Origin of the sequence: Phenylobacterium sp. RIFCSPHIGHO2_01_FULL_69_31, from assembly GCF_001824475.1 — a bacterium.
GTDB lineage: Bacteria > Pseudomonadota > Alphaproteobacteria > Caulobacterales > Caulobacteraceae > Phenylobacterium.
On the sequence record NZ_MHXN01000023.1, the window covers coordinates 51,407 to 74,017 of the forward strand.

Consider the following 22,611-nt stretch of genomic DNA (forward strand, 5'->3'; position numbering starts at 1 on the left):
GAGGGGCGTGCGTGAAGAGCCTGGTGGCCGCGGTCGAGCGGCTTGATCCTCTGACGGTTTCCGGGCGGGTGGCCGCCGTTAACGGCCTCCTCATCGAGGCCCGTGGCGGCCTGTCCCGCCTGGCCGTCGGCGCGCGCGCCGAAATCGACCGTTTCGCCGAGAAGCCCGTGGCCGCCGAGGTCGTGGGCTTCCGCGAGAACCGCGCCCTCCTGATGCCGTTCGGCCCCGTCGAGGGCGTCGCGCCCGGCGCCGAGATCCGCATCCAGCCCCTGGGCTCGGCCGTGCGCCCCACCAAGGCGTGGCTGGGCCGCATCGTCGACGCCTTCGGCGAACCGATCGACGGCAAGGGGCCGCTGCCGCAGGGCATCGCCGCCTATCCGCTCCGCGCCTCGCCCCCCTCGGCCCACGCCCGCGCCCGCGTCGGCGAGCGGCTGGACCTGGGCGTGCGGGCCATGAACGTCTTCACCACCTGCTGCCGCGGCCAACGCCTTGGCGTCTTCGCCGGGTCGGGCGTGGGCAAGTCGGTGCTGCTCTCCATGCTGGCCAAGAACGCCGACTGCGACGCGGTCGTGGTGGGCCTGATCGGCGAGCGGGGCCGCGAGGTCCGCGAGTTCATCGAGGAGACGCTCGGCGAGGAGGGCCTGCGCCGCGCCATCGTCGTGGTCGCCACCTCCGACGAACCGGCTCTGAAGCGGCGCCAAGCCGCCTACATGACGATGGCCATCGCCGAGTTCCTGCGCGACCAGGACATGGAAGTCCTCTGCCTGATGGACTCGGTGACCCGCTTCGCCATGGCCCAGCGCGAAATCGGCCTGGCCGCCGGCGAGCCGCCGACGACCAAGGGCTACACCCCCACCGTCTTTACCGAGCTGCCGAAGCTACTGGAGCGGGCCGGCCCCGGCCCCATCCGCCCCGACGGCACCAAGGCCGGCCCCATCACCGGCCTCTTCACCGTCCTGGTGGACGGCGACGACCATAACGAGCCCATCGCCGACGCCGTCCGCGGTATTCTCGACGGCCACATCGTCATGGAGCGGGCCATCGCCGAGCGCGGCCGCTTCCCGGCGATCAACGTCCTGAAGTCCATCAGCCGCACCATGCCCGGCTGCCAGACGCCCGAGGAGCGGCTCGTCGTCAGACAGGCCCGCGAAGCGCTGTCTGCGTATTCGAATATGGAAGAGCTGATCCGCATCGGCGCCTATCGCGCCGGCGCCGATCCGCTGATCGATCGGGCCATCGCCCTCAATCCGGCGGTCGAAGGGTTCCTCTCGCAGGATCCCAACGACGCCACCGGCCTCGAAGAGTCCTTCGCCGGCCTTGCCGATATCCTGAACGGAGCCGCCGCGTGAGTTGGGCAGAGTCGCTGATCAAGCTCTCCACCTATGAGGCGGAGGTCCTGCAGAAGCGCCTCGCCGAGATCGTGGATCGCCGCGTCGCCGTCGAGCTGCGGCTGGCGATGCTGGAGGCGGAGGGCGAGGCGGAGGCCATGTTCTCGGCCCAGGAGGCCACCGCCGGCATCTACCGCGCGGGCTTCTTCGAAGGCCTCAAGCTCCGCAAGGCCAAGATCCAGTCCGAGATCGACGTCATCCTGATCGAGGAGCAGGGCGCCCGCGACGCGCTCTCCGAAGCCTTCGAGACCCAGAAGAAGTACGAGCACATCGCCGAGAACCTCAAGCTGGAGGCGCGCAAGGCGCAGGGCCGGCTGGATTCCGCGGCGCTGGACGAACTGGGCCTCCGCAAGAAGGCCGGCTAGGCCGCTCGCCCCCCGGGCCGCGGTGACGGCGCCGGCGAATCCCGATCCGTTGCGGGACTGAGCCCACAGGCGAGGTTTCGATGAGATACGGCGTGAAGGCCGCGGTGCTGGCGGCTGTCCTCATGGCGAACAGCGCTCAGGCGGCCGAGCGGCCCAGCGCGCGCGACCTCGGCGTCGCGCCCGGCGTGTTCGCCCCCGGCCCGGCCAACGCCATCACCGATGTCGCCGGGGTCAAGGTCGGCCAGGTCACCCGCATCGAAGGCGCCGATGTCCGCACGGGCGTCACCGCCATCCTCCCGCACGGCGGAAACCTGTTCCAGGACAAGGTCCCGGCCGGCGTCGCGGTGGCCAACGGCTTCGGCAAGCTCACGGGCACGACCCAGATCCTGGAGCTGGGCGAGATCGAGACGCCCATCGTGCTCACCAACACCCTGTCGGTCTGGCGCGCGGCCGACGCCCTGGTGACCTGGACCCTGGGCCAGCCGGGCAACGAGCAGGTGCGGTCGGTCAATGTGGTGGTCGGCGAGACGAACGACGGCTACCTCAACAACATCCGCAAGCGCGCCATCACCGCCGAGGACGTGCTGGAAGCCCTGCGCAGCGCCAAGCCTGGGCCGGTGGAGCAGGGCGCGGTGGGCGCCGGGACCGGAACGATGGCCTTCGACTGGAAGGGCGGCGTCGGCTCCAGCTCACGGGTGCTGCCCGCGGCGCTTGGCGGCTACACCGTGGGCGTGCTGGTCCAGTCCAACTACGGCGGAACGCTGGCGGTGGACGGCGATCCCGTCGGCCGGCGGTCGGGCCGCTACTACCTGCACGAACACGCCCCGGCGCCGGGGGGCGCCCCGCCGTCCGTGGCCGACGGGTCGATCATGATCGTGATCGCCACGGACGCGCCGCTCAGCGACCGCAACCTCGAGCGCCTGGCCAAGCGCAGCTTTGCGGGCCTGGCCCGCACCGGGTCGGCCTTCACCAACGGATCGGGCGACTACGCCATCGCCTTCTCGACGGCGGACCAGGTGCGGCGCACCCCGGCCCGGCGGCGGGCGACCTCGACGACGGCGGACATTCCGAACGACCAGCTCTCGCCGCTCTTCGTGGCCGTGGCCGACGCGACGGAGGAAGCGATCTACAACTCGTTGCTGAAGGCCCGCACCATCGAAAGCCGCGACCTGGACGGCAAGCCCGTGCGGGGCGAAGCGCTGGACCCGGGGCCGATCCGTCGGCGCTAGAGCGCAATCCGCCGAAGTGGAAGCCAGTTCGGCGAAGAGATTGCGCTCAAATCAAATAGATAGCGGCCTATTTCCCCTGGCGGGCGCGTTCGGCTTCCACGTCCTGGCGCAGGACGTGGAGGTCTTCGCTGATCTTGAAGATCGTCACGTAGAACTCGCAGAACGCCCGCCACAGCAGCACGGCGATGAACACGCCGAGCATGCCCACGCCCAGGACGCCGACGGCTAGCAGGATCCCCCAGCCGCCCTCGCGGATCGCCACGCCCACCGAGGCGCCCAGCACCCCGAACGCCATCACGCCGATGATGCCCAGGCCCGCCCAGTAGACCAGGTGGACGACATTGCCTGTGATCAGGCGCTCGAAAGTCAGCAGGTCCCAGAGAAATTGGCCGTTCGTGCTCTGGGGTCGCTGGAGGGGTCGGCGCATCCGAAATCCGAGACTCAAAAACCGGGCGAGGCGCCGGTCAGGCCCGAACCGCTATCAGCCGAACGGGCGGGCTGCAACGTCGGTCAGATCGACCCGACCGTCTTCAGGCGGGCGCGGGGGTGGATTTCGTTCTGGCTCATCACGGGCGTCTGGCCGCGGAACCGCTCGATGATCGACCGGACATAGGGGCGGACGGTGGGGCTGGTCAGCAGCACGGGGCTGTCGCCGGCCAGGGCCGCGCGCTCGAAGGTCTCGCGCACGCCGCGGATGAACTCCTGGAGCCGCGAGGGGGCGAGCGCCAGCTGCTTCTCGTCGCCCGTCCCCACGAGGGCGTCGGCGAAGGCGTTCTCCCAGTCCGCCGACAGGGTCACGATCGGCAGGGCGCCGTCGTCGCCGCGGTAGGCGTAGCAGAGCTGGCGGGCCAGGCGACCACGGACCTGCTCGACCAGCAGGGTGATGGAGCTGGTGTGCGGCGCGGCCTCGCCGATGCCTTCCAGAATGGCGCCCAGGTCGCGGATCGAGATGCGCTCGCGCAGCAGCGACTGCAGCACGCGTTGGACAGTGGTGGCGGTGACCACGCTGGGGATCAGATCGTCGGCCAGCTTCTTCTGCTCGGCCGGCAGGTCCTTGATCAGCTTCTGGACCTCGGCGTAGGTCAGCAGGTCCGGCATGTTCTCCTTCAGCACCTCGGTCAGGTGCGTGGTGAGAACCGTGGCCGGGTCGACGATCGTATAGCCGCGGAATGTGGCCTCCTCGCGCAGGCCGTCGTCGATCCAGGTGGCGGGCAGGCCGAACGCCGGCTCCTTCATGTGCTCGCCGGGCAGCTCCACCTGGGCCCCGCGCGGATCCATGGCCATGAGCTGGCCGATGCGCACCTCGCCCGCGCCGGCTTCCATCTCCTTGATCCTGAGGCAGTAGCCCTGCGAAGGCAGGCGCATGTTGTCCAGGATGCGGACGCTGGGCATCACGAAGCCGAAGTCGGTGGCCAGGGTGCGGCGCAGGGCCTTGATCTGGTCGGTGAGCCGGCGGCCCTCCAGGTCGTTGATCAGCGGCAGCAGGCCGTAGCCCAGCTCGATCTTGATCTCGTCGATGGCGAGCGTCTGCGCGATCGGCTCATCCTCGGCCTCGGCCGGCGCGGGGGCGATGTCCACCACCTCGGTCTCGGGCGGGGCGTGGGACCGCCGCCAGGCGAGGACGCCCGCGCCCACCGAGAGCAAGGCGAACGGGATGATCGGCATGCCGGGGATGATGGCCAGGGCGCCCGCGGCGGCCGAGACCATCCCCAGGCTCACCGGATTGGTGGCCAGCTGGGTGACCAGGGCCTTGTCGGCCGAGCCCTCGACGCCCGCCTTCGACACCAGGAAGCCGGCGGCGATCGAGATGATCAGGGCCGGGATCTGGCTCACCAGGCCGTCGCCGACCGACATGATGGTGTAGGTGGAGAAGGCCTCGCCGATCGGCACCTTGTGCTGCAGCACGCCGATCAGGATGCCGCCGATGATGTTGATGGCCAGGATGATCAGGCCGGCGATGGCGTCGCCGCGGACGAACTTCGAGGCGCCGTCCATGGCGCCGAAGAAGGTGCTCTCCTGCTCCAGCTCCTTGCGGCGCTTCTTGGCGTCGTCCTGGTCGATCAGGCCGCTCGACAGGTCGGCGTCGATGGCCATCTGCTTGCCGGGCATGGAGTCCAGGGTGAAGCGGGCCGCCACTTCGGCGATCCGGCCCGAGCCCTTGGTGATCACGACGAAGTTCACGACCACCAGGATCGCGAAGACGATCACCCCGATGATGAAGTTGCCGCCCATCATCAGCCGGCCGAACGTCTCGATGACGTGGCCGGCCCCATGCGCGCCCTCGTGACCGTGGCTGAGGATCAGGCGGGTCGTCGTGATGTTCAGCGCCAACCGATAGAGCGTCGCCACCAGCAGGACGGTGGGGAAGGCGGTGAAGTCCAGGATCCGCTTCATCAGGAGCGCGGTCATCAGGATCAGGATCGACATGGCGATCGAGATCGAGAGGAAGACGTCCAGCAGGAACGCCGGGATCGGCAGGATCATCAGGACGACGACCCCGATGACGCCCAGCGCCATGGCCACTTCGCCACGCATCACCCAGCCCATCATCTCCTTGCCGGAGGGGGCGCTGGTCATGCGGGAGGAGAAGCCGGTGTCGGCCATCAGCCGTGATGCTCCAAGAGGCGGTCGTCGACCCTGAAGACGTTATCCGCGCCAGCGGGCGCCGATATGGTTAACGAAGATGACCGCCGGGCCTTTTCAGGCCGCGCTCGCGCCCATCTGCGGGGCGGGCACGGACACGCCGGCCTCGGTGTATTCCTTCAGCTTGTTGCGCAGCGTCCGGATCGAGATGCCGAGGATGTTGGCCGCGTGGGTGCGGTTGCCGAAGCAGTGCTCGAGCGTGTCGATGATCAGCTGCTGTTCCATCTCGGCGACGGTCTGGCCGACGAACGAGCGGGTGGCGATGTCGGCGGCGCTGGCCGCGGCCTGGGCGGTGCGGGCGTGCGCGTCGGCGGGGGCCAGCGGCTGGCCGTCCGGCAGGCGGATGGCGTTCTCGTCGATCTCCGGACCCACGGCCAGCAGCACCGCGCGGTGCATGGCGTTCTCGAGCTCGCGGACGTTGCCGGGCCAACGGTGGGCGGCCAGCCGGCGCTTGGCTTCCGTCGACAGCGGCTTCTCGGGCATGCCGTTGGCGGCCGCGTACTTCTTCACGAAGAATTCGGCCATCGCCAGCACGTCGCCCGGGCGGTCCCGCAGGGACGGGATGCGCAGGTTCACGACGTTCAGTCGATAGAGCAGGTCCTCGCGGAACGTGCCGTCCTTCACCGCCTGCGTCAGGTCGCGGTTCGAGGTGGCCAGGATGCGGATGTCCACCTTCACGGGCTTGGAGCCGCCGACGCGGTCGATCTCCCGCTCCTGGATCGCCCGCAGCAGCTTGGCCTGCAGGCGCGCGTCCATCTCGCTGATTTCGTCCAGCAGCAGGGTGCCGCCGTTGGCCTCCTCGAACTTGCCGATCCGCCGGGCCAGCGCGCCGGTGAAGGCGCCCTTCTCGTGGCCGAACAGTTCGCTCTCCAGCAGGTTCTCGGGGATGGCGGCGCAGTTGACCGAGATGAAGGTCCGGTTCGCCCGGCGCGACTTCTGGTGGACGTAGCGGGCGATGACTTCCTTACCCACGCCGCTCTCGCCGGTGATCAGGATCGAGGCGTCGGAGGGGGCGACCTGGTCGGCGAGCTGGATCACCGACTGCATCGCCGGGTCGCGGACCACCATCGGCCGGTTGTCGTCGCTAACCGCGGCCAGCACCGCCGCGATCAGGGCGGCGTCCGGCGGCAGGGGGATGAATTCCTTGGCGCCGGCGCGGATGGCGTCGGCGGCCCGCTTCGGGTCGGCGGCGATACCGCAGGCCACCACCGGCGCCCGGATCCGCTCGGCCTCGTTCGCGGCGATCAGGCCGGCGATGTCGAGGTCGTAGTCGACCATCAGAAGGTCGGCGCCCTGGCCGGCCCGCAAGGCGTGCGTCGCCGCCTCGATGGTCTCCACGTGGCTCACCTTCGCCCCGGCGCTCATCGCCATCTTCACGGCGGTGGAGAGCTGCCCACTCAGTTTTCCGACGACCAGAAGCCGCATATCCCTACTCCTTCAAACGCCGGTCTCAGACCTGGGCGTCGCCGTCCTTGATGATTTCCGTCATGGTCACGCCCAGCCGCTCGTCGACGATCACGACTTCGCCGCGGGCCACCAGGCGGTTGTTCACATAGATGTCGATCGCCTCGCCGACCTTGCGGTCCAGCTCCAGCACCGAGCCCTGGGAGAGCTGCAGCAGCTGGGCCACCGACATGGACGAGCGGCCGAGCACGGCCGAGATCGCCACGGGCACGTCGAACACCGGCGCTAGGTCTCCGGCGGTGCGTTCCTCGCCGAGCAGGTTCGCCAGCACGTTGTCGGCGTCGGCCTCCGGGGCGAATTCGTCGAGTTTCAGGTCGTCTTCGGCCATGGGTCTAGCTTTCGCTGCCGGGGATCAGGGGTTCGGCGTGCAGCCCTTCGGCGGCGAGCGCCGCTTCTAGGGCCAGGGTCACTCGGCCGGCGGCCTGGGCGGGATCGAAGGCCGCCTGGCCGTCGCCGAAGTCGAGGGTGAAGGCATGACGTCCGAAGGCGCCGTCCGGCTTGACCACCACGGCGCCCTCGAAGCCGAGGCCGCGGGCGGTCTCTTCCAGCAGGCCCTGGAGGTTCTCCGCCAGCGCCGGATCGGCCGACACCACCAGCCGGGGCTGCGCGTCGATCTCGCGGGCCAGGGTCTCAAGAGCCGCCAGAACGGGCGCCTGGGGGAATTTCTCGAGCGCGGAGTCGGCGATGGCGCGGGCGCAGGCCAGCGCCAGGGCCGCCGAGCCCTGTCGGTGTTCGTGCGCCACCTCGGCCAGCCGGGGCAGAGCCTGGGCGCAGGCCGCGGCGATCTGGCCGAGCGCGGCCGCCTGCTGGGCGGCGATGCTGGCCATGGCCGCCCGCTCGCCGTCGGCGCGGGCCGCGGCGCGGATCTGCTCGACCTCCTCGATCGGGAACAGCCGCTTCGGCCGCGGCGCGGCATAGGCGACCCCGCCCTTGGCGTCGAACTCGGTGTCGAAACTGAATTTCTGGAGCGCTTCGGACATCAGTAGATCAGCTCATCGTCGCTGCCCGAGCCGGCCAGCATGATCTCGCCCTTGTTGGCGAGGTCCTTGGCGACCTGGACGATGGCCATCTGGGCCTGGTCGACGTCGCGCAGGCGCACGGGGCCCATGCTTTCCATGTCTTCGCGCATGATCTTGGCGGCGCGTTCCGACATGTTGGAGAAGAACATCTCGCGCAGGCTGTCCGAGGCGCCCTTCATGCCGAGCGCCAGCTGGTCCTTCTCGACGCTGCGGAGCAGGGTCTGCACGCCGCCCGGGTCCAGCTTGGACAGGTCCTCGAACACGAACATCAGGGCCCGGATGCGCTCGGCCGCCTCGCGGTTGCGCTCTTCCAGGGCGGTGATGAAGCGGGTCTCGGTCTGGCGGTCGAAGGCGTTGAAGATGTCGGCCATCATCTCGTGGCTGTCGCGCTTCGACGTGCGCGCCAGGTTCGACATGAACTCGTTGCGCAGCGTCTGCTCGATCTTGTCCAGGATCTCGCGCTGCACCGGTTCCATCCGCAGCATGCGCATCACGCATTCCAGGGCGAAGTCCTCGGGCAGCGAGGCCAGGACCCGGGCGGCGTGCTCGGATTTGATCTTCGACAGCACCACCGCGACGGTCTGCGGGTATTCGTTCTTCAGGTAGTTCGCGAGCACGGCCTCGTTCACGTTGCCGAGCTTGTCCCACATGGTCCGGCCGGCCGGACCGCGGATCTCCTCCATCAGCGCGTCGACCTTGTCGGGCGGCATGATGGAAGCCAGCAGCTTCTGGGTCTGTTCGAACGAGCCCATGATCGCGCCCGTGCCGGCGGCGCCGGACACGAACTCGACCAGCAGGTCCTCGACCACGCTGGCGGTGACGTTCCCGAGGCTGGCCATCGCCTGGGAGATCTCCTTGATCTCCTCCTCGTCCAGCGCCTGCCACACCTGGGCGTGCTCTTCGCCCAGCGCCAGCAGGATGACGGCGCACTTCTCCGCCCCGTTCAGACGGGAGGGGTCGACGATGCTCTTCGAATTGGTGCGTGCGACGGCCATCAGGTGGTCTCATGCAGCCAGGAGCGGAGGATCGCGACCGACTCGTCGGGGTGGCGTTCCACGAATTCGGACACCTTCTTGACGGCGCTGGCGCGGACCTGGCCGTCGACCCGCGCCATGTCGATGCGCGCGTTCGCGTCGTCGCCGCCCGGCCCGGGCAGGGCCAGCTGGCTGCCGTCGGCGCTGATCTGCATCGGCTGGCCGTCGGGGGTGACCATCACCCGGGTGATCTGACCGGCCGGGCCGACCAGGGATCCGCCGCCGCCGCCCATGGCGCCGGCCGCGCCCTTCTTGCCGCCGCCCCCGCTCAGCAGCGGGCGGGCGACGAAGAAGATCATCAGGATGCCCACCAGGGCCAGCACGGCCAGTTCGACGGCGCGCATGATGTCGTTCTTGTCGAAGCCCATCAGCGGGCTGGAGGCCACCACGCCGGCGCCGGCGTCCACGGTGGGGAACTTGACGTTGATGACGCTGACCTGGTCGCCGCGTTCCTGGTTGTAGCCCACGGCGGTGCGGACCAGCTGCTCGATGCGCTGCATCTCCTCGGCCGAGCGGGGGGTGTAGGCGCCGGGCTTGCCGTCCTTGCCGACCGCCGTCGCACCGTCGACCGCGACGGCGACCGAGAGGCGCTTCACCGTGCCCGGCTCCTGCACCTCGGTGCGGACGGTCTTGGAGATCTCGTAGTTGGTGGTGGAGTCGGTGCGGCCGCTGGTGGAGGAATTGGTGGCTTCGTCGCCGCCCGGCGCGCCGGGGATGTTGGCGGCGACCGAGGCCTGGCCCGAGCCGGCCTGGTCGTTCTCGCGGGCGTTCTCCTCGGTGGTGGATTCCGAGCGGATGACCTGGCCGTCGGGGTCGAAGGTCTCCTGCTGGACCGTGACCCGGGCCAGCTCCAGGTCGGCGGTGACGTTCACGCGGGCCTTGCCCGCCCCGACCATGCCTTCGACCAGGTTCTTCACCTGCTTGGCGATGCGCTGCTCGACCTCGGACTTGCGGCCGTCGGCCTCGGCGGCCATGCCGGTCTCGCCCCCCGAGAGGGTCTTGGCGTGCTGGTCCACCACCGTCACGCGGTCGGGCTTCATGTTGGGCACGGCGCCGGCCACCAGGTTCTGCATCGCGCGGACCTGTTCGGCGCTGGGCTCGCGGCCGCCGACGCCGATGCTGACGGAGGCGGACGGCTGCTCGGCCTCCTCCTCGAACAGCTGGCGCTTCGGGAGCACCAGGTGGACCCGGGCCGAGGTGATGCCGTCCAGGGAAAGGATGGTGCGGGACAGCTCGCCTTCCAGCGCCCGCTGGCGGTTCAGCTGCTGGACGAAGTCGGTCTGCCCCAGGGCGTTGGCTTCGTCGAAGATCTCATAGCCGACCGAGCCTGCGGTCGGCAGGCCCTTGGACGACAGCATCAGGCGGGTGGAGGCGACCTCGTCGCGGGGCACCATGATGGTGGAGCCGTCGCCCTTGACCTCGTACTTGACGCCGGCCTGGTCCAGGGCGGCGGTGATCGAGCCGGCTTCCTTGAGGTCCAGGTTGGAATAGAGCAGGGCCTTGGGCTGTCCAAGGTTCATGAAGACGGCCGCCAGAACGGCGGCGAGGCCGGCGCCGATGCCCAGGATGGCGGCCAGCCGGCCGATCCCGAACCTCTGCAGCATGCCAACGAACTGGTTCAACCCGTCGCCCCTTCCCGTCACGCAGGGGCGCTTTGAAAGCGGTCCTCCCCCTCAGGTAGGCAGGATTTACCCAGTCCTTGGTTAAGGGGCCGTTTAAGCGGAGCCGTAGCGAGCGGGACAGGCTGTCGCAGGTCGGCTTTTTTTGCCTACCGGCTCCAGGGCTCCAGGGCGCCGTTCATGGCCAGCAGCACCGAGAAGCCGGCGTAGATGAGCACGGTGATCGTGAAGAACACCTTCCGAAGCGCGGTCCAGGAATCCACCCGTCGCCCGCCCTGCCAGATGGCGGGCGCGGCGGCGATGGTCACCAGCGTCAGCACGGCCGCCACCAGGGCGCAGGTCGAGGCGGTGATGATCAGGGGCCCCGGCCAGCCGTACATGATCGAGGGAATGTCGGAGGCGCCCGCGCCCCAGACGCCGAACAGCCCGATGGCCGCGATCCAGAGACCAGCCTGGATGTTCTGCACCAGCGCGGCCCGGGCCTGGATCTGATTCTGCCGCAGTTCGCGGCGGTTGCGCAGGGCCAGGCCCATCAGGGTTGCGAGCGCCGCGAACATCGTCAGCCCCGCCGCCAGCAGGAGCGTGCCGGGCCTCTGGGTCACGTCGGCGCGCTGCAGCGTTTCGGCGTTGTAGGCGGGCCGGAAACTCACCGCCTCGCCGTCCTGCATGTGGAAGGTCAGCCGGTCGTCCCCGATGGTCGACACGAACCGGCCCTCCGCGGCCGGCCCCTCCGGAACCCAGGCGCGGGTCTGGCCCATGCGCCGCGTCAGCAGCCGCCCGCCCGAGGTCACCTCGACCTTCGCCGCGCCGGCGATCAGCCCCACGAAGCCCTCGAGGCCGCCATAGGCGCGCCGGGTGGACAGATAGTCCCCCTCAAAGGTCTTGGCTGCGGCGAGCAGGTCCCTTGAGCCGGCGCGGGGGAAGGCGGTGGGTTGGGCGTAGAATTGACGGACCACGGCGTCGGGCAGGGCGGCGGCCAGGTTGGCGCCCCCCTCGCCATTGGTGGTCACGAACACGCCGAGCCCCAGGTCCGGGACCAGCACCATGGCGGAATGGAACGCGAGGGTGTCGCCGAGGTGGCCATAGCCGCGGTGGCCGCCGGGCAGGTCGAAGACCATGAAGCCGTGGGCCCAGCCGTTGATGCCGGGCGGGGTCTGCCGCATGGGCGAGCGGAACGCCCGGGCGGCGCGGGGCCCGAAGACGGCGGTTCCGTTCCAGGATCCGTCGTTCAGCAGCATCAGCATGTAGCGCGACATGTCGCCGGCGGTGGACGAAGCCGAGCCCGCCGGCGCGATGTGGCCGATGTACTCGTAATCGGCGGGGAAGAAGCCCGCGTTGCGCCAGGCGTAGCCCACGGCGACGTCGCCGCGGAGCCGCTCGGGCATGGCGGCGGGCAGGCCCCGCCGTTCGGCGCGCGGCTCGCGGAAGGTGGTGCCGTTCATGCCCAGCGGCACGGTGATCTCGTCCTCGACGCGACGCTCGAAGGTCTTCCCCGAGACGAACGAAACGGCCTCGCCCGCCAGGGCCACGCCATAGTTCGAATAGCTGGAGATCACGCCCGCGCGCCGCTCCCGGCTGGGACGCTCCTGGCGCAGGTAGAGGTCCAGGGGGCGAACCCGCCGCGGATCGTTCTCGAAGAGCTGGCCCATGGCCCGGTCTTCGAAGCCCGACGTGTGGTTCAGGAGCGAGCCCACGGTCACGTCGCGCGACGCGCCCGGCAACCGCACCTTCTCGGGCAGATAGAGGTTGATGGGCCGGTCGAGGCGGATGCGGCCGGCCTCCACCTCCTTCATCAGAAGGATCCAGGTGAAGGTCTTGGAGATCGATCCGATGCGGAACAGCGTCCGGTCGGCGTCCACCGCCCGCCGCGGCGCGAGGTCGGCGAAGCCGTAGCCCTTCTTCAGCACGACCTGGCCGTTCTGGACCACCGAGACCGCGGCGCCGGGCACGTGCTCGCGGGCCATGGCGTCGGCGATCCAGCCGTCCACGAACGCCTCGAGCTGCGCCGCCTCGATCGGTTGGCCGGCGGCCAGCCGCGCGCCGTCGGGCCGCGGCGCCGGAACCGCGCTGGCCTCGGTCGCGACGGCAGCGGTGGTTCTGAGGGGCGCGGACGGCGGGGTCTGCGGCCGGATCTTCGTGTAGGGCACGGGCGCCTTGGGCAGGGCGGCCGGGGCCGGCGGCGTGTCCTGGGCGAGCGCGACCGGGGCTATGAGAAGCGCCAACGCCGCCGCGATCGCCTTGCCGAACCTGCGCATCTTCGAGGCCGCTCCACTATGATTCTCGACCATAGCATCTCGGTTGAGTCGCGGCGCCTGTAACGCGGGTCGTCGAAGGCCGCGCCTAGTCGGTCGTGCGCAGGCTGTCGAAGGCGTAGAGCGGCAGCATCGGCCGCAACTGCGCGCCGACCCAGATCTGCGGCTCGGACGGCGGACTCAGCTTCTCGGCGATCTCGCGCCGCCGCACGCACTCCCGCACTGCGCCGGCCAGGGTCCCGAAGTCGTTGGCCCGGGGCATGGCCGAAAGGAAGCAGTCGTCGAAATAGGGATACTTGATGTCCTGGCCGCAGCCGAACGAGGTGCGGTCGGGCCGGGCCGCGGTCACCACCATCCGGTTCGGCCTGGCCAGGGTGGGCACGAAGACGCCGGAGAAGCAGGCCGAGATCACCACCACGGTCGGCCGCGGGCCGCAGGTGCGGTCCAGCATGTCGGCCAGCACCCCGGGGCGCAGCAGCCCCTGGTCGAGTTGCGCGCCCTGCGGCAGGCCGTGCGAGGTCATGTAGAACAGGCATCCGCCCGCGGTCCGCGCCGAGAGATCGCTCAGCGCGGCGTAGATCCCGCGCAGCTCGCTCTTCTGCGGATTGGTGTCCTTGTAGCGCTCAGGCCGCACCGAGAACTGCCGGATGTTGTCGGCCTGGAAGCCGGCGCGGGCGAGGGCGGCGCTCACGTCCCGCCGGGCGTTGTCGAAGCCTTCCGAGGGCGCGCCGTCGTGCGCATGCCAATCGCCGGCGACCACAACGGCCGACCAGTCGGAAAAGGCCGAGGCCGCCTGCGCCCCGCTCGCCGCCGCCAGCCAGAAGGCTGCGAGGAAAGCGAGGAGGCGGGCCATCCGAGACGCCTACTTCTTGTAGTTCGCGAAGGGCGTGGGGATCGCCGTGCCCGTGGCCTTGGCCAGCAGCCGGCCCTCGGGGTCATAGAGCTCGCCCTCGGTGAAGGCGACCTGCCGGCCCCATTTCACCACGCGCCCGATCCCCTTGATCTTCCCCGGCTGGCCGGGGCGGAAGAAGCTGGTCTTCATCTCCAGCGTGGGCGCGACGGCGGTCATGCCCGAGGCCACCATGCACGCCACGCTCATGGCCTCGTCCAGCATGGCGCAGAGATAGCCGCCCTGGATCTGTTTCATGGGGTTGAGCAACAGTTCGGCCTTGGCGTCGAACTCGACCTCGACCGACTTGGTCGCCTGGCTGACGCCCACCATCCGGAAGCCCAGGGTCTGGGATCCGGTCGGCTGGTTCTTGGTGCGCAGGAACCGCTCGAGGATGGCCTCGTCGGTCAGGGCCCCGTCCTCGGCCTGAGGGGGCTTCGGCGCCGCCACGTCGCTCATGCGGTCATTTCTTCCGGAACTGGTCGAGGGAGACGATCGTGGCCTCGGCGGGCTTGGCGGGCGCCTCGTCGGCCTTGGCGTCGGGCTTGGCCTCCGGCGCGGCCTTGGCTTCGGCGGGCGCCGCCGGCGGCGCCTCGAACTGCAGCAGGAACTGCACCGACGGATCGTAGAAGCGCGTGATCGCCGCATAGGGGATCGACAGCCGCTTGGGCTGGCCGCCGAACTGCAGCGTCACCGAGAAGAAGGTCTCGCCGGGCGCCAGGTCCCAGTACTGGTGCTGCAGGACGATGGTCATCTCGTCCGGGTACTTCGACAACAGGTCCACCGGGCCCGAGACGCCGGCCGCGTCGGTCTTGAAGGTGATGTAGAAGTGGTGCGAGCCGGGCAGCCCCTCGGGCGCGGCGGCGCGCTTCAGCGCGGCCTTGGCGACGCCCCGCAACGCATCCTGCGCCAGGGCCTCGTAGTTCATCAGATCCTGGACCGGCGGATCCTGGGCCACACGCAAAACTCCGAAGCAGAACGAATGTTTGGAAGGTAGCGACTGCCGGCCCGTACGCAAGGCTAGAAGCCGGAAAGTCGCGGCTTTGGGGCAGATAGAGTCTTATAGAGTCTTATCGAGGGGAAAGTGGGAGGCTTCTGTTGGCAGGCGCCTCCCGGGCCCCGCCTAAGGATCTGAACCCCTAGGACTTGGTTCGGATGTTACCGGACCGCATTACGCAGCCAGGCGAACTTCCTCAGCGAAGTTATCGTTCGCATTTAGTTTAAAACCCGGAACGGTGGGTCAGGCCGAGAGAAAGCAGCGCCTTTACACGTCTGTCGATGCTGATCGGCCCCTCACTTTCCGGCGATAACCCGGAGGAAGATTGGTGGAGCCGCCGGGAATCGCACCCGGGTCCAGTCCGCTTATTATACGCGCGTTTATCTCCATAGTCGGGCGAACCCGACGCCCTACATATAGGCCCTGCGCATCGAAATTCAAAGAACCGGGCGCTCTGTCGCACCCGCCGCGCGCGGCATGGGCGGAGGAGCGACCTGCGGCTCCGGCGCCGGCGGCTCGATCTCAGGCGCGGGGGCCGGCTCGGCGCCGGGCGGCGGCAAGCGGGCGTCGGGGTTCACCTTCAGCCGCCCGCCCCCGGCGACGAGCTCGCGGTAGGCTTCCCGCGCGTTGGAAAAGTTGGCGCCGCCCGGGAAGATCACGTCGAACCGCGGGTCATGCCCCATGGCGGCGCCGAGCACGGCCTCCAGCACATCGGCCGCCTCGCCCACCTCCGCCGGATCGCAGGCGCGGTGCAGCGTCACCGCCTGGCCCGGCGTCACCAGGGTCAGGTCGTAGGATGAGCCCAGCAGGCACAGCGCATCGGCCGCGTCGGCCTCCACCACGCGCACGTCGCGGGGAGACTTCCAAAGAGGCAGGTCGCGCAGCGCCTCGAACCGCTGCGCCGAGCCGGGCGGCAGCTCGGCGTCGAAGCCCATGCGCCGGCCGATCACCGCCTCGCAGCAGGCCAGGCCCGCGCGCCCCTGGACGAAGGCCTTGCCGTCGCTGCGCACCGTCACGCGCGTTACGGTCTGACGCACGCTGTTGGACGGCCGCGTCCACACCTCCAGGATCATCTCGTCGCCCCGCACCAGCTGCCACTGCAGCGGCATCAACCCCCACAGGCGATAGGTGGAGGGCGCGACACCGTTGTCCGGCGCCGCCTGCGCCTCGCCGCGGCGGATGCGCCGGCCGCCCAGCGGGTCGGCGGCCTCGGGGGTCTTGAGGCGCTTTTCCTCCCACCAGCTCTTCGGGTCAGGCGGCGGGAACGGCCAGATCTCGGCTTCGGCGGGCGGCGTGCCGGGCGGCGCGCCGATCACCGTCGGCTTCGCCTTCTTCCCCGGAATCGGCACGAACAGGGGAAGCTGCGCCGAGGCCGGGGCGGCCACGCTGACAGCGATCAGGCAGGCAAGGGCGAGGCGTATCGACACGCCATGAAAGAGTTGGGCCGCGGCGGCGGTTCCCTAGAAGACCTCGACGCCCCGTTGCAGCGACAGGACGCCGGTGCGCGAAACCTCCACCAGGCCCAGGCCCTTCATCAGGTCCACGTACTTGTCGATCTTCGACGAGGCGCCCGTCAGTTCGAAGACGAAGCTCTCGTGGGTGGTGTCGACCACCTTGGCCCGGAAGATGTCCGAGACGCGCAGCGCCTCGACCCGCTCGGCCCCCGTGCCGCGCACCTTGACCAGGGCCAGCTCGCGCTCGATGCCGTTGGGGTCCTTGGTCACGTCCTGCACGTGCCGGGTCGAGACCATCTTCTGCAGCTGGGCCTCGATCTGGGCCAGCACCTGGGGCGTGCCGCGGGTGACGATGGTGATGCGGCTGGTGTGGGCGTTGGCGTCGGTCTCCGCCACCGTCAGGCTGTCGATGTTGTACCCGCGCGCCGCGAACAGCCCGACCACCCGGTGCAGCACGCCCGGCTCGTTGTCCACCAGCACCGCGAACGTGGCGCGGCTCTCCTCCTGGTCCGTATGGGCGAGGTCATAGACGGAGGCGGGCTGGGTGTCGGTCATCGCGCGGTTCCTGAACGGTCCGGCAGGAGGTGTCACAGGACAGGTCGCGTCGCAATGGGGGAGGGAGGCCGGCCTTCGCCCCCGATGCTCGTCATCCCGGGCGCAGCGCGCAGCGCGGAGACCCGGGACCAGCAGACGCGACCGTGAAGCTGCGCCACGACGAATGAAGCAAGCGTCGTCACGGCCTAGCTTTCGTCGATGGTCGGGCAGGACGCCTTCATCGCCGTCTACATCCTGGCGAGCAGCAGGAACGGAACGCTCTACACCGGCGTCACGAGCGCCCTCGTCGCGCGTACGCGACCCGGTGTCCGCAATGGGTGGGTAGCGGTCCTAAGCGCCCTCCACGGCCTTACGAATAGCACTTTGCACACGGGCTAGAGCCAGCAGGATGTTCATTCCGTAGAGCCACCCGAAAGCAAGCGCAGCGAGCTTCAGTCCGTTGGCCAGGCCTTCAGCCAACCCGAAGAGGAAGACCATGACGGCCCCCAGTAGGCAGAAGATCATGCCGTGCAAACTGCGCAGCTCGTAAAAAACCCTACCTCCCTCTACCCAGAAGCGCCCGCGATCGTAGATGACCATGGCGAGCCAGTTGGGTCCGAACGGCTCGCGCCAAAGGGGATCTTGGAAGACGAGGTAGTTCGGCCCGCGCTCAGTCACTGGCTTGCGCTGCTTATCTAACAGCCGCTCCACACGACGGAGCGCCGCGTCTCCGGATGTCGACGCACCGAGCACGACAGAGCCTCGCAGGTGCCAGATGAAATCCAGTTTCACGTAGCTTGACTATGAGCTAGCGGCGATGTCGGCAATGGGTCGGTTGCGGACATCGCCGACCTAGGCGTACGGAGCGTCGATCAACTCGGCCGAGGTACAAAACGCCACCAGATCGGCGCCGTAGGCCGGGTCGAGGATCACCAGTTTGGCTGCACCTTTCTCCAGAAGTTCAAGCTTCCTCTGCAGCAAATTATCGTAGGCCTCGTGATACTCGGATGCAGCTTCCGCATGAGGGCGGAGGAAAAGCACCTCAAGCGTAGCGCGAACATCTCCTGGGGTTAGTCCCGCGGCTTGGAAATCCGAACCCGCAACTACCTGAAGCTCAAGGATGATGTTGTCCTCACGAAAATCGTTGATCGAGAGAGCTTCCACGCCTGACAAGTTCAACGTGAAGCGCCGGCCATCGACATGGACAAGTCCGAACACAGCGGTGCCGTCGGCCACGGATACGGACTCCAGTTTTCCGTCGTGGAAGCCGGTCAGCGGCCCGATCAGGTTGGGTGAGGACATCGGGCGAACTGCTAAGACCGGTGCACAGTGGTCAAGGTCCGCAAGGGTCGCGAGCCGACCTTTCCTCCCGCTGCCAGAAAACCGCTGAACGCCCAGGCTTGACCGCACTCTGCGGATGTTCTACATTTGTTCTATGGCCGACGCCGTCCCCAGCAGCCTCCAGCTCGCAGAGCTGACCCAGGTGGCCTATCGCCTGGGCAAGGCGTTCGGCCAGGCGGCCGAGCAGGCCGAGACGCACGAGCAGCGGCTGGAATTGTTCAGCGCCTTCGACCGCGCCTTCTTCTCGGTTCGGGTGGGGATCGCCCTGCAGCTGCGCCTGCGCCGCGAGGCCGCGGTTCCGGCGGAGCGCGAGGCCGAACGCGAAGACGAGCGCGCCGAGCCGCTGGAGCGGGATCCCGCCGAAACCGGCGAACGATACACCGAGCGCGACCGCGACCGCGATGTCGAGCGCGCCAGCTTTCCCGTCCTCCTGCGCACGCTGGAGGGCGTCGCCGACGCGGCGGCGCGGCTTCCGGGCCCGCCGCCCGCCGAGCTTCCGACCCTGCGCGAACTCCTCGCCCAGGTCGCGCCCACCCCGCCGGAATTTGCCCTCGCCCGCGCCCGCCCGCAGGCCGCGCTCCGCGCACGCCTCACCGGCTCCGCCGCCAGCCTGAGGCTCGCCCCATCACCGGCCGGGCGCGCGCCGCAAGGTTCGCTGGGTCGCCGGCGCGCGACCGGCCCGCCGGGGTGATCGTGGTTCCGCGGCCACACCTGCCGCCAAGCTTGGTCTCCACCGCAACACGGCTTTGGACGTCCTGGGCGAACGTGCTATCCGCGCCGCCCTCAAGGACGAGAGCCATGTCGAAGTCTCTGCCCAATCGCCATCCCGCCACCACCCTCGGCCGCCAGGTCGAGCGGATGGGCGCGTGCGCGTGGGAGGATGCTTCGAACTAGGTCTCATCATTTTGAGGCTGATCGAAAGAACCCCTCCCGGCCCGGCCGCGGAGGGGTTCTTCGTTTCGGAAGGACGTTTGCCGCCGCGGAGGGCCGGGAGGACCGGACAACGAAAGGACAAGTCCGATGAGCGGCTATGACGTGATCGAAGGCAAGAGCGTCCACATCAAGGCGTGGACCCGCGGCGTCCAGCTGGAGGACAGCGCGCGCGAGCAGCTGCGAAACGTCGCCAGCCTGCCGTTCATCCATCGGCACATCGCGGTGATGCCCGACGTGCACTGGGGAATGGGCGCGACCGTGGGCTCGGTGATCCCGACGCTCGGCGCGATCATCCCGGCGGCGGTGGGCGTGGACATCGGCTGCGGCATGATGGCGGTGAAGACCTCCATTCGCGCCGAGCATCTGCCGGATGATCTCGCTGCGATCCGCAGCGCCATCGAGGCCGCCGTCCCGCACGGCCGGACCGACAACGGCGGGCGCAACGACGTCGGCGCCCACCAGGGCGATCCGCCGGCGCTGGCGCTGGAGAAGTGGGCCGGTCTCAAGGACGGCTACGACGCCATCGTCGAGCGCGACGCCAAGGCCGCGCACCCGCGGGGGCTCGGCCACCTGGGCACGCTCGGGACCGGCAACCACTTCATCGAGCTCTGCCTCGATGAGGCCGGGGACGTGTGGGTGATGCTGCACTCCGGCTCGCGGGGCGTCGGCAACCGGTTCGGGTCCTACTTCATCGAAAAGGCGAAGAAGGACATGGAGCGGTGGTTCATCCACCTGCCGGACAAGGACCTGGCCTACTTCCCGGAAGGGTCGGACGGCTTTGTGTCCTACATCCGCGCAGTGGGCTGGGCGCAGAAGTACGCCATGGCCAACCGCGAGGTGATGATGGGCCAGGTGCTGGAGGTCCTCCGGGGCGTGTTCCCGGACCTGGCGACGGGTGAGATGGCGGTGAACTGCCACCATAACTACGTCACCCAGGAGCGGCACTTCGGCAAGGACGTCTGGCTGACCCGGAAGGGTGCGGTGCGGGCGGGGCTCGGCGAGCTCGGGATCATCCCCGGCTCGATGGGCGCCCGGTCGTTCATCGTGCGCGGCAAGGGCAACCCGGACAGCTTCTGCACCTGCTCGCACGGCGCCGGCCGGGCCATGAGCCGGGCGGAAGCCAAGCGGCGCTTCACGCTCGACGACCATGTGGCCGCCACGGCAGGCGTCGAGTGCCGGAAGGACGCCGACGTGATCGACGAAACGCCGATGGCCTACAAGGACATCGACGCGGTGATGGCGGCGCAGGCCGACCTGGTCGAGATCGTCCATACCCTCCGGCAGGTGGTCTGCGTAAAGGGCTGACCCAAGGGGCCGCGCCACAACCTGGCGTGGCTCCGACGCCACAGCCATCGGGTGTTGCGCGGCCGGCATTGACCTTTGCCTTGCCCCACCGTCGCGGGGCGTGAGAGACAGCCTTCCTTCTCGAACGAGAGCCTTCGAATGACGACGCACAATCGCATGCCGGAAAAGGATCGCCCGCGGGCGGACCTTTGCGTGCGCGTCGCCGCCGGGCCGGACGCGCCGATCACTCGACGCTGACCGCGCTGTGCTCCCTGGGATCACCGCGCATCCCTCGGAGCCTAAGATGTTCAAGCTGTTTTCGGGCGTTGCGCCGGTTCCGGAGCGGACCGAACCTACGGCCCTCCTCAAGCTGGTGGCGGGCGAGTTCGCACCCGCCGTGGCCGGCATGTGGCCGGATCCGCACACCGATTTCCTCACCGCCGCCACGTCGCGGCGCCACCTCGTCTGCCTGGCGCTGGCGCAGGGGCGGGACCTCGGCGCCCTGGCGGGCGTGATCCTGCGCGGCCGCCTGCGCGAGGCGATCCGACTGGCGCTCGGGCGCTCGCCCCCTGGCCTGGAGCGGGCGCTGGGGCGGCTGGGCGAGACCGCCTGGACCGGGTCGGCCTATCGCAGGCTTCTGGACCTGCTGGCCGATCCGGCGGCGGCCAAGCTGCTGCGCCACGCCGAAGCTATCGACGGCGCGGCGGTCGGCCGGCTGACGCGGCTACCCGAGCCGATGGGCCGGTCGCTGCAGCTCGCCCTGGTGCTGACCGACGACGCCGCCCAGGCCCTGGGCGAGGCGGCGGGCGCCATCGCGCGCCGGTCGGGTCCGGCCGTGGCGCGGACGGCCGCCGCGCGGTGGGCCGGCGCCGAGAGCGAGGCGGCGCTGTTCGACGCGGTGCGGGAAGACCTCTATCCCGAGCCGCCGCCCCCGCCGTTCGCCGGCACGGCGACGCTGAGGCCGCTGGCCACCAAGGCGGCCCTGCGCGACGCCGCCCGGCGCTACGCCAACTGCCTGGCGACCCGCGTGACCCATGCCGTCGGTGGGTTCTCCGCCTACTACGAATGGACGCGCGGGGCCGGGGCCATCGTCGAGATCAGCCGCGACGCCATCTTCGGCTGGCGGCTGGAGGAGGCGAAGGGGCCGAACAACGAGGTGCTGGACCCTCAGGCGCGCCAGGACCTCGCCGCGGAGCTCGCCGCCCTGGGCGTGCACGTCGGCCGCAGCGGCTGGCAGCTGGAACGCGCGATCAGCCGCGACGTCGGGCGGGACTGGCGGCTGCCGTCGGTCGCCGAGGACCTGGTCGAGGTGTTCGGCGCCTGAGCGGCCGCGCTTGCCTTGGGGACATCGGGCGCCAACATGGCCCCGATGTCCTCGCTTCGCCCCCCGCGTAACCTGGGCCGCCGCCTCGACTTCGAGTCCGGCGATGCGGTGCTGCACCATGAGCTGATGGAGGAGCAGGCCCAGTCCCTGGGCCGCGCCGGCCGCAAGGTCGAGGCTGCGCTGGCGGCGCTTCGGGACCACCCCGGGGGCGAGGGCCGCCCGCTCCTGGTCAAGGCCGCCGCCGACGCCGTCTGGGGCTTCTTCGTCCAGCGCGAGGTGATGGGCCTGCGCGACCGCGGGTCCGTGATCGCCGAGTACGGGATCCCGCGCGAAGTGCTGGTGCGCCTGGGCGCGCGCTGAGCTCAACTGATCCGGGCCACCGTGGCGCCCAGCGCCCGCACGAGGTCGGCCGGGGCGAGTCTGGCCTGCAATCCGCGCTGGCCGGCGTTGACGAAGGCCTCGGGAAGCGCGGCCGCGTCGGCGTCGATCACCGTGGGGACCGCGCGCTTCTGGCCGAACGGGCTGACCCCGCCCACCCGATAGCCGGTCATCCGCTCGGCGTCGGCGGGCTTCATCATCTCGGCGGACTTGGCGCCGAGGGCGGCCGCCAGCTTCTTCATGCTGACCTCGCGGTCCGAGGCGAGCACCACGCAGGCCGGCTTGCCGTCGGCGCGCACCATCAGCGTCTTGAGCACTTCGCCCGCGGGCGCGCCAAGCGCCTCCGCCGCCTGCAGGCCGACCCGAGCCGCGTCGGGGTCGTAGTCGTAGGTGGCCAGCCGATAGGCGATCCCGGTCGCATCCAGGGCAAGCGTGGCGGGCGTCCTGCGGCTCATGCGAGGTTT

Annotated in this window: 23 protein-coding genes and 1 other RNA gene; 7 read left to right on the forward strand and 17 right to left on the reverse strand. The window is 69.7% G+C overall.

All coding sequences use genetic code 11. The annotated features are described in order from the left end of the window. Positions 1 to 11: 11 nt before the first annotated feature. The 3 genes from fliI to A2790_RS13255 all read left to right on the forward strand — a co-directional run bounded on the left by fliI (position 12) and on the right by A2790_RS13255 (position 2,982). Entirely contained in the window at positions 12 to 1,349 is a 1,338-nt protein-coding gene (gene fliI / locus A2790_RS13245; protein WP_293392373.1) for a flagellar protein export ATPase FliI, read from the forward strand. Beyond that, a complete protein-coding gene (locus A2790_RS13250; protein WP_293392376.1) occupies positions 1,346 to 1,753 on the forward strand; it encodes a flagellar export protein FliJ in 408 nt (135 codons plus the stop codon). The genes fliI and A2790_RS13250 overlap by 4 nt, the downstream gene beginning before the upstream one ends. Positions 1,754 to 1,833: 80 nt before the next feature. Next, positions 1,834 to 2,982 carry a P1 family peptidase gene (locus A2790_RS13255; RefSeq protein ID WP_293392379.1) on the forward strand — a complete coding sequence of 383 codons (1,149 nt, stop codon included), beginning with the start codon at positions 1,834 to 1,836 and terminating at the stop codon, positions 2,980 to 2,982. Positions 2,983 to 3,049: 67 nt separating this feature from the next. Here the strand turns inward: A2790_RS13255 and A2790_RS13260 are convergent, their stop codons facing one another. The 16 genes from A2790_RS13260 to A2790_RS13335 form a co-directional block, all read right to left on the reverse strand. Continuing rightward, the gene (locus A2790_RS13260; RefSeq protein WP_293392383.1) at positions 3,050 to 3,409 is read right to left on the reverse strand and encodes a DUF4282 domain-containing protein; all 360 of its coding nucleotides are present in this window, start codon (positions 3,407 to 3,409) and stop codon (positions 3,050 to 3,052) included. Positions 3,410 to 3,492: 83 nt separating this feature from the next. Next, positions 3,493 to 5,559, reverse strand: a complete 2,067-nt coding sequence (flhA, locus tag A2790_RS13265) for a flagellar biosynthesis protein FlhA (protein ID WP_293392606.1) — start codon at positions 5,557 to 5,559, stop codon at positions 3,493 to 3,495. A gap of 123 nt (positions 5,560 to 5,682) precedes the next feature. Further along, the gene (locus A2790_RS13270) at positions 5,683 to 7,050 is read right to left on the reverse strand and encodes a sigma-54 dependent transcriptional regulator (RefSeq protein ID WP_293392386.1); all 1,368 of its coding nucleotides are present in this window, start codon (positions 7,048 to 7,050) and stop codon (positions 5,683 to 5,685) included. Between the two features lie 25 nt (positions 7,051 to 7,075). After that, positions 7,076 to 7,417 (reverse strand): flagellar motor switch protein FliN, encoded by a 342-nt coding sequence (gene fliN, locus A2790_RS13275; protein ID WP_068874720.1) that lies wholly within the window; start codon positions 7,415 to 7,417, stop codon positions 7,076 to 7,078. A 4-nt stretch (positions 7,418 to 7,421) separates the two neighbouring features. Then, positions 7,422 to 8,069: a flagellar assembly protein FliH gene (locus tag A2790_RS13280; RefSeq protein WP_293392391.1), complete on the reverse strand. Its 648-nt coding sequence runs from the start codon at positions 8,067 to 8,069 to the stop codon at positions 7,422 to 7,424. After that, the gene (gene fliG, locus A2790_RS13285; protein WP_293392394.1) at positions 8,069 to 9,103 is read right to left on the reverse strand and encodes a flagellar motor switch protein FliG; all 1,035 of its coding nucleotides are present in this window, start codon (positions 9,101 to 9,103) and stop codon (positions 8,069 to 8,071) included. The genes A2790_RS13280 and fliG overlap by 1 nt, the downstream gene beginning before the upstream one ends. Next, entirely contained in the window at positions 9,103 to 10,764 is a 1,662-nt protein-coding gene (gene fliF, locus A2790_RS13290) for a flagellar basal-body MS-ring/collar protein FliF (protein WP_293392396.1), read from the reverse strand. Before fliF ends, fliG begins: the two co-directional genes overlap by 1 nt. Before the next feature lie 146 nt (positions 10,765 to 10,910). Next, on the reverse strand, positions 10,911 to 13,016 hold the full coding sequence (locus tag A2790_RS13295; protein ID WP_293392398.1) for a serine hydrolase domain-containing protein: 2,106 nt from the start codon (positions 13,014 to 13,016) through the stop codon (positions 10,911 to 10,913). An 85-nt stretch (positions 13,017 to 13,101) separates the two neighbouring features. Continuing rightward, on the reverse strand, positions 13,102 to 13,866 hold the full coding sequence (locus A2790_RS13300) for a C13 family peptidase (protein ID WP_293392400.1): 765 nt from the start codon (positions 13,864 to 13,866) through the stop codon (positions 13,102 to 13,104). Positions 13,867 to 13,875: 9 nt separating this feature from the next. Then, positions 13,876 to 14,361: a PaaI family thioesterase gene (locus tag A2790_RS13305; protein ID WP_293392402.1), complete on the reverse strand. Its 486-nt coding sequence runs from the start codon at positions 14,359 to 14,361 to the stop codon at positions 13,876 to 13,878. 4 nt (positions 14,362 to 14,365) lie between these two features. Beyond that, on the reverse strand, positions 14,366 to 14,860 hold the full coding sequence (locus tag A2790_RS13310) for a ClpXP protease specificity-enhancing factor SspB (protein ID WP_293392404.1): 495 nt from the start codon (positions 14,858 to 14,860) through the stop codon (positions 14,366 to 14,368). A 125-nt stretch (positions 14,861 to 14,985) separates the two neighbouring features. Next, positions 14,986 to 15,345, reverse strand: a transfer-messenger RNA (tmRNA) gene (gene ssrA, locus A2790_RS13315). Next, positions 15,337 to 16,326 (reverse strand): hypothetical protein, encoded by a 990-nt coding sequence (locus tag A2790_RS13320; protein WP_293392406.1) that lies wholly within the window; start codon positions 16,324 to 16,326, stop codon positions 15,337 to 15,339. The genes ssrA and A2790_RS13320 overlap by 9 nt, the downstream gene beginning before the upstream one ends. Before the next feature lie 33 nt (positions 16,327 to 16,359). After that, positions 16,360 to 16,908 (reverse strand): acetolactate synthase small subunit, encoded by a 549-nt coding sequence (gene ilvN / locus A2790_RS13325; protein WP_068874728.1) that lies wholly within the window; start codon positions 16,906 to 16,908, stop codon positions 16,360 to 16,362. A gap of 330 nt (positions 16,909 to 17,238) precedes the next feature. Then, positions 17,239 to 17,679 (reverse strand): hypothetical protein, encoded by a 441-nt coding sequence (locus A2790_RS13330; protein WP_293392410.1) that lies wholly within the window; start codon positions 17,677 to 17,679, stop codon positions 17,239 to 17,241. Between the two features lie 60 nt (positions 17,680 to 17,739). Beyond that, complete coding sequence (locus A2790_RS13335) at positions 17,740 to 18,189, reverse strand: hypothetical protein (protein WP_293392413.1); 450 nt, start codon at positions 18,187 to 18,189, stop codon at positions 17,740 to 17,742. 133 nt (positions 18,190 to 18,322) lie between these two features. On the opposite strand from A2790_RS13335, the gene A2790_RS13340 reads away from it, so the two are divergent. From A2790_RS13340 to A2790_RS13355, 4 genes are all read left to right on the forward strand, one after another. Beyond that, entirely contained in the window at positions 18,323 to 18,919 is a 597-nt protein-coding gene (locus A2790_RS13340; protein ID WP_293392416.1) for a hypothetical protein, read from the forward strand. A gap of 329 nt (positions 18,920 to 19,248) precedes the next feature. Then, positions 19,249 to 20,466 (forward strand): RtcB family protein, encoded by a 1,218-nt coding sequence (locus A2790_RS13345; protein ID WP_293392419.1) that lies wholly within the window; start codon positions 19,249 to 19,251, stop codon positions 20,464 to 20,466. A 283-nt stretch (positions 20,467 to 20,749) separates the two neighbouring features. After that, positions 20,750 to 21,769 carry a hypothetical protein gene (locus A2790_RS13350; RefSeq protein WP_293392421.1) on the forward strand — a complete coding sequence of 340 codons (1,020 nt, stop codon included), beginning with the start codon at positions 20,750 to 20,752 and terminating at the stop codon, positions 21,767 to 21,769. Positions 21,770 to 21,814: 45 nt separating this feature from the next. Beyond that, positions 21,815 to 22,129 carry a DUF6665 family protein gene (locus A2790_RS13355; RefSeq protein ID WP_293392424.1) on the forward strand — a complete coding sequence of 105 codons (315 nt, stop codon included), beginning with the start codon at positions 21,815 to 21,817 and terminating at the stop codon, positions 22,127 to 22,129. A 2-nt stretch (positions 22,130 to 22,131) separates the two neighbouring features. On the opposite strand, the gene ybaK is transcribed toward A2790_RS13355, so the two are convergent. Beyond that, positions 22,132 to 22,602 carry a Cys-tRNA(Pro) deacylase gene (gene ybaK / locus A2790_RS13360; protein ID WP_293392427.1) on the reverse strand — a complete coding sequence of 157 codons (471 nt, stop codon included), beginning with the start codon at positions 22,600 to 22,602 and terminating at the stop codon, positions 22,132 to 22,134. Positions 22,603 to 22,611 lie beyond the last annotated feature (9 nt).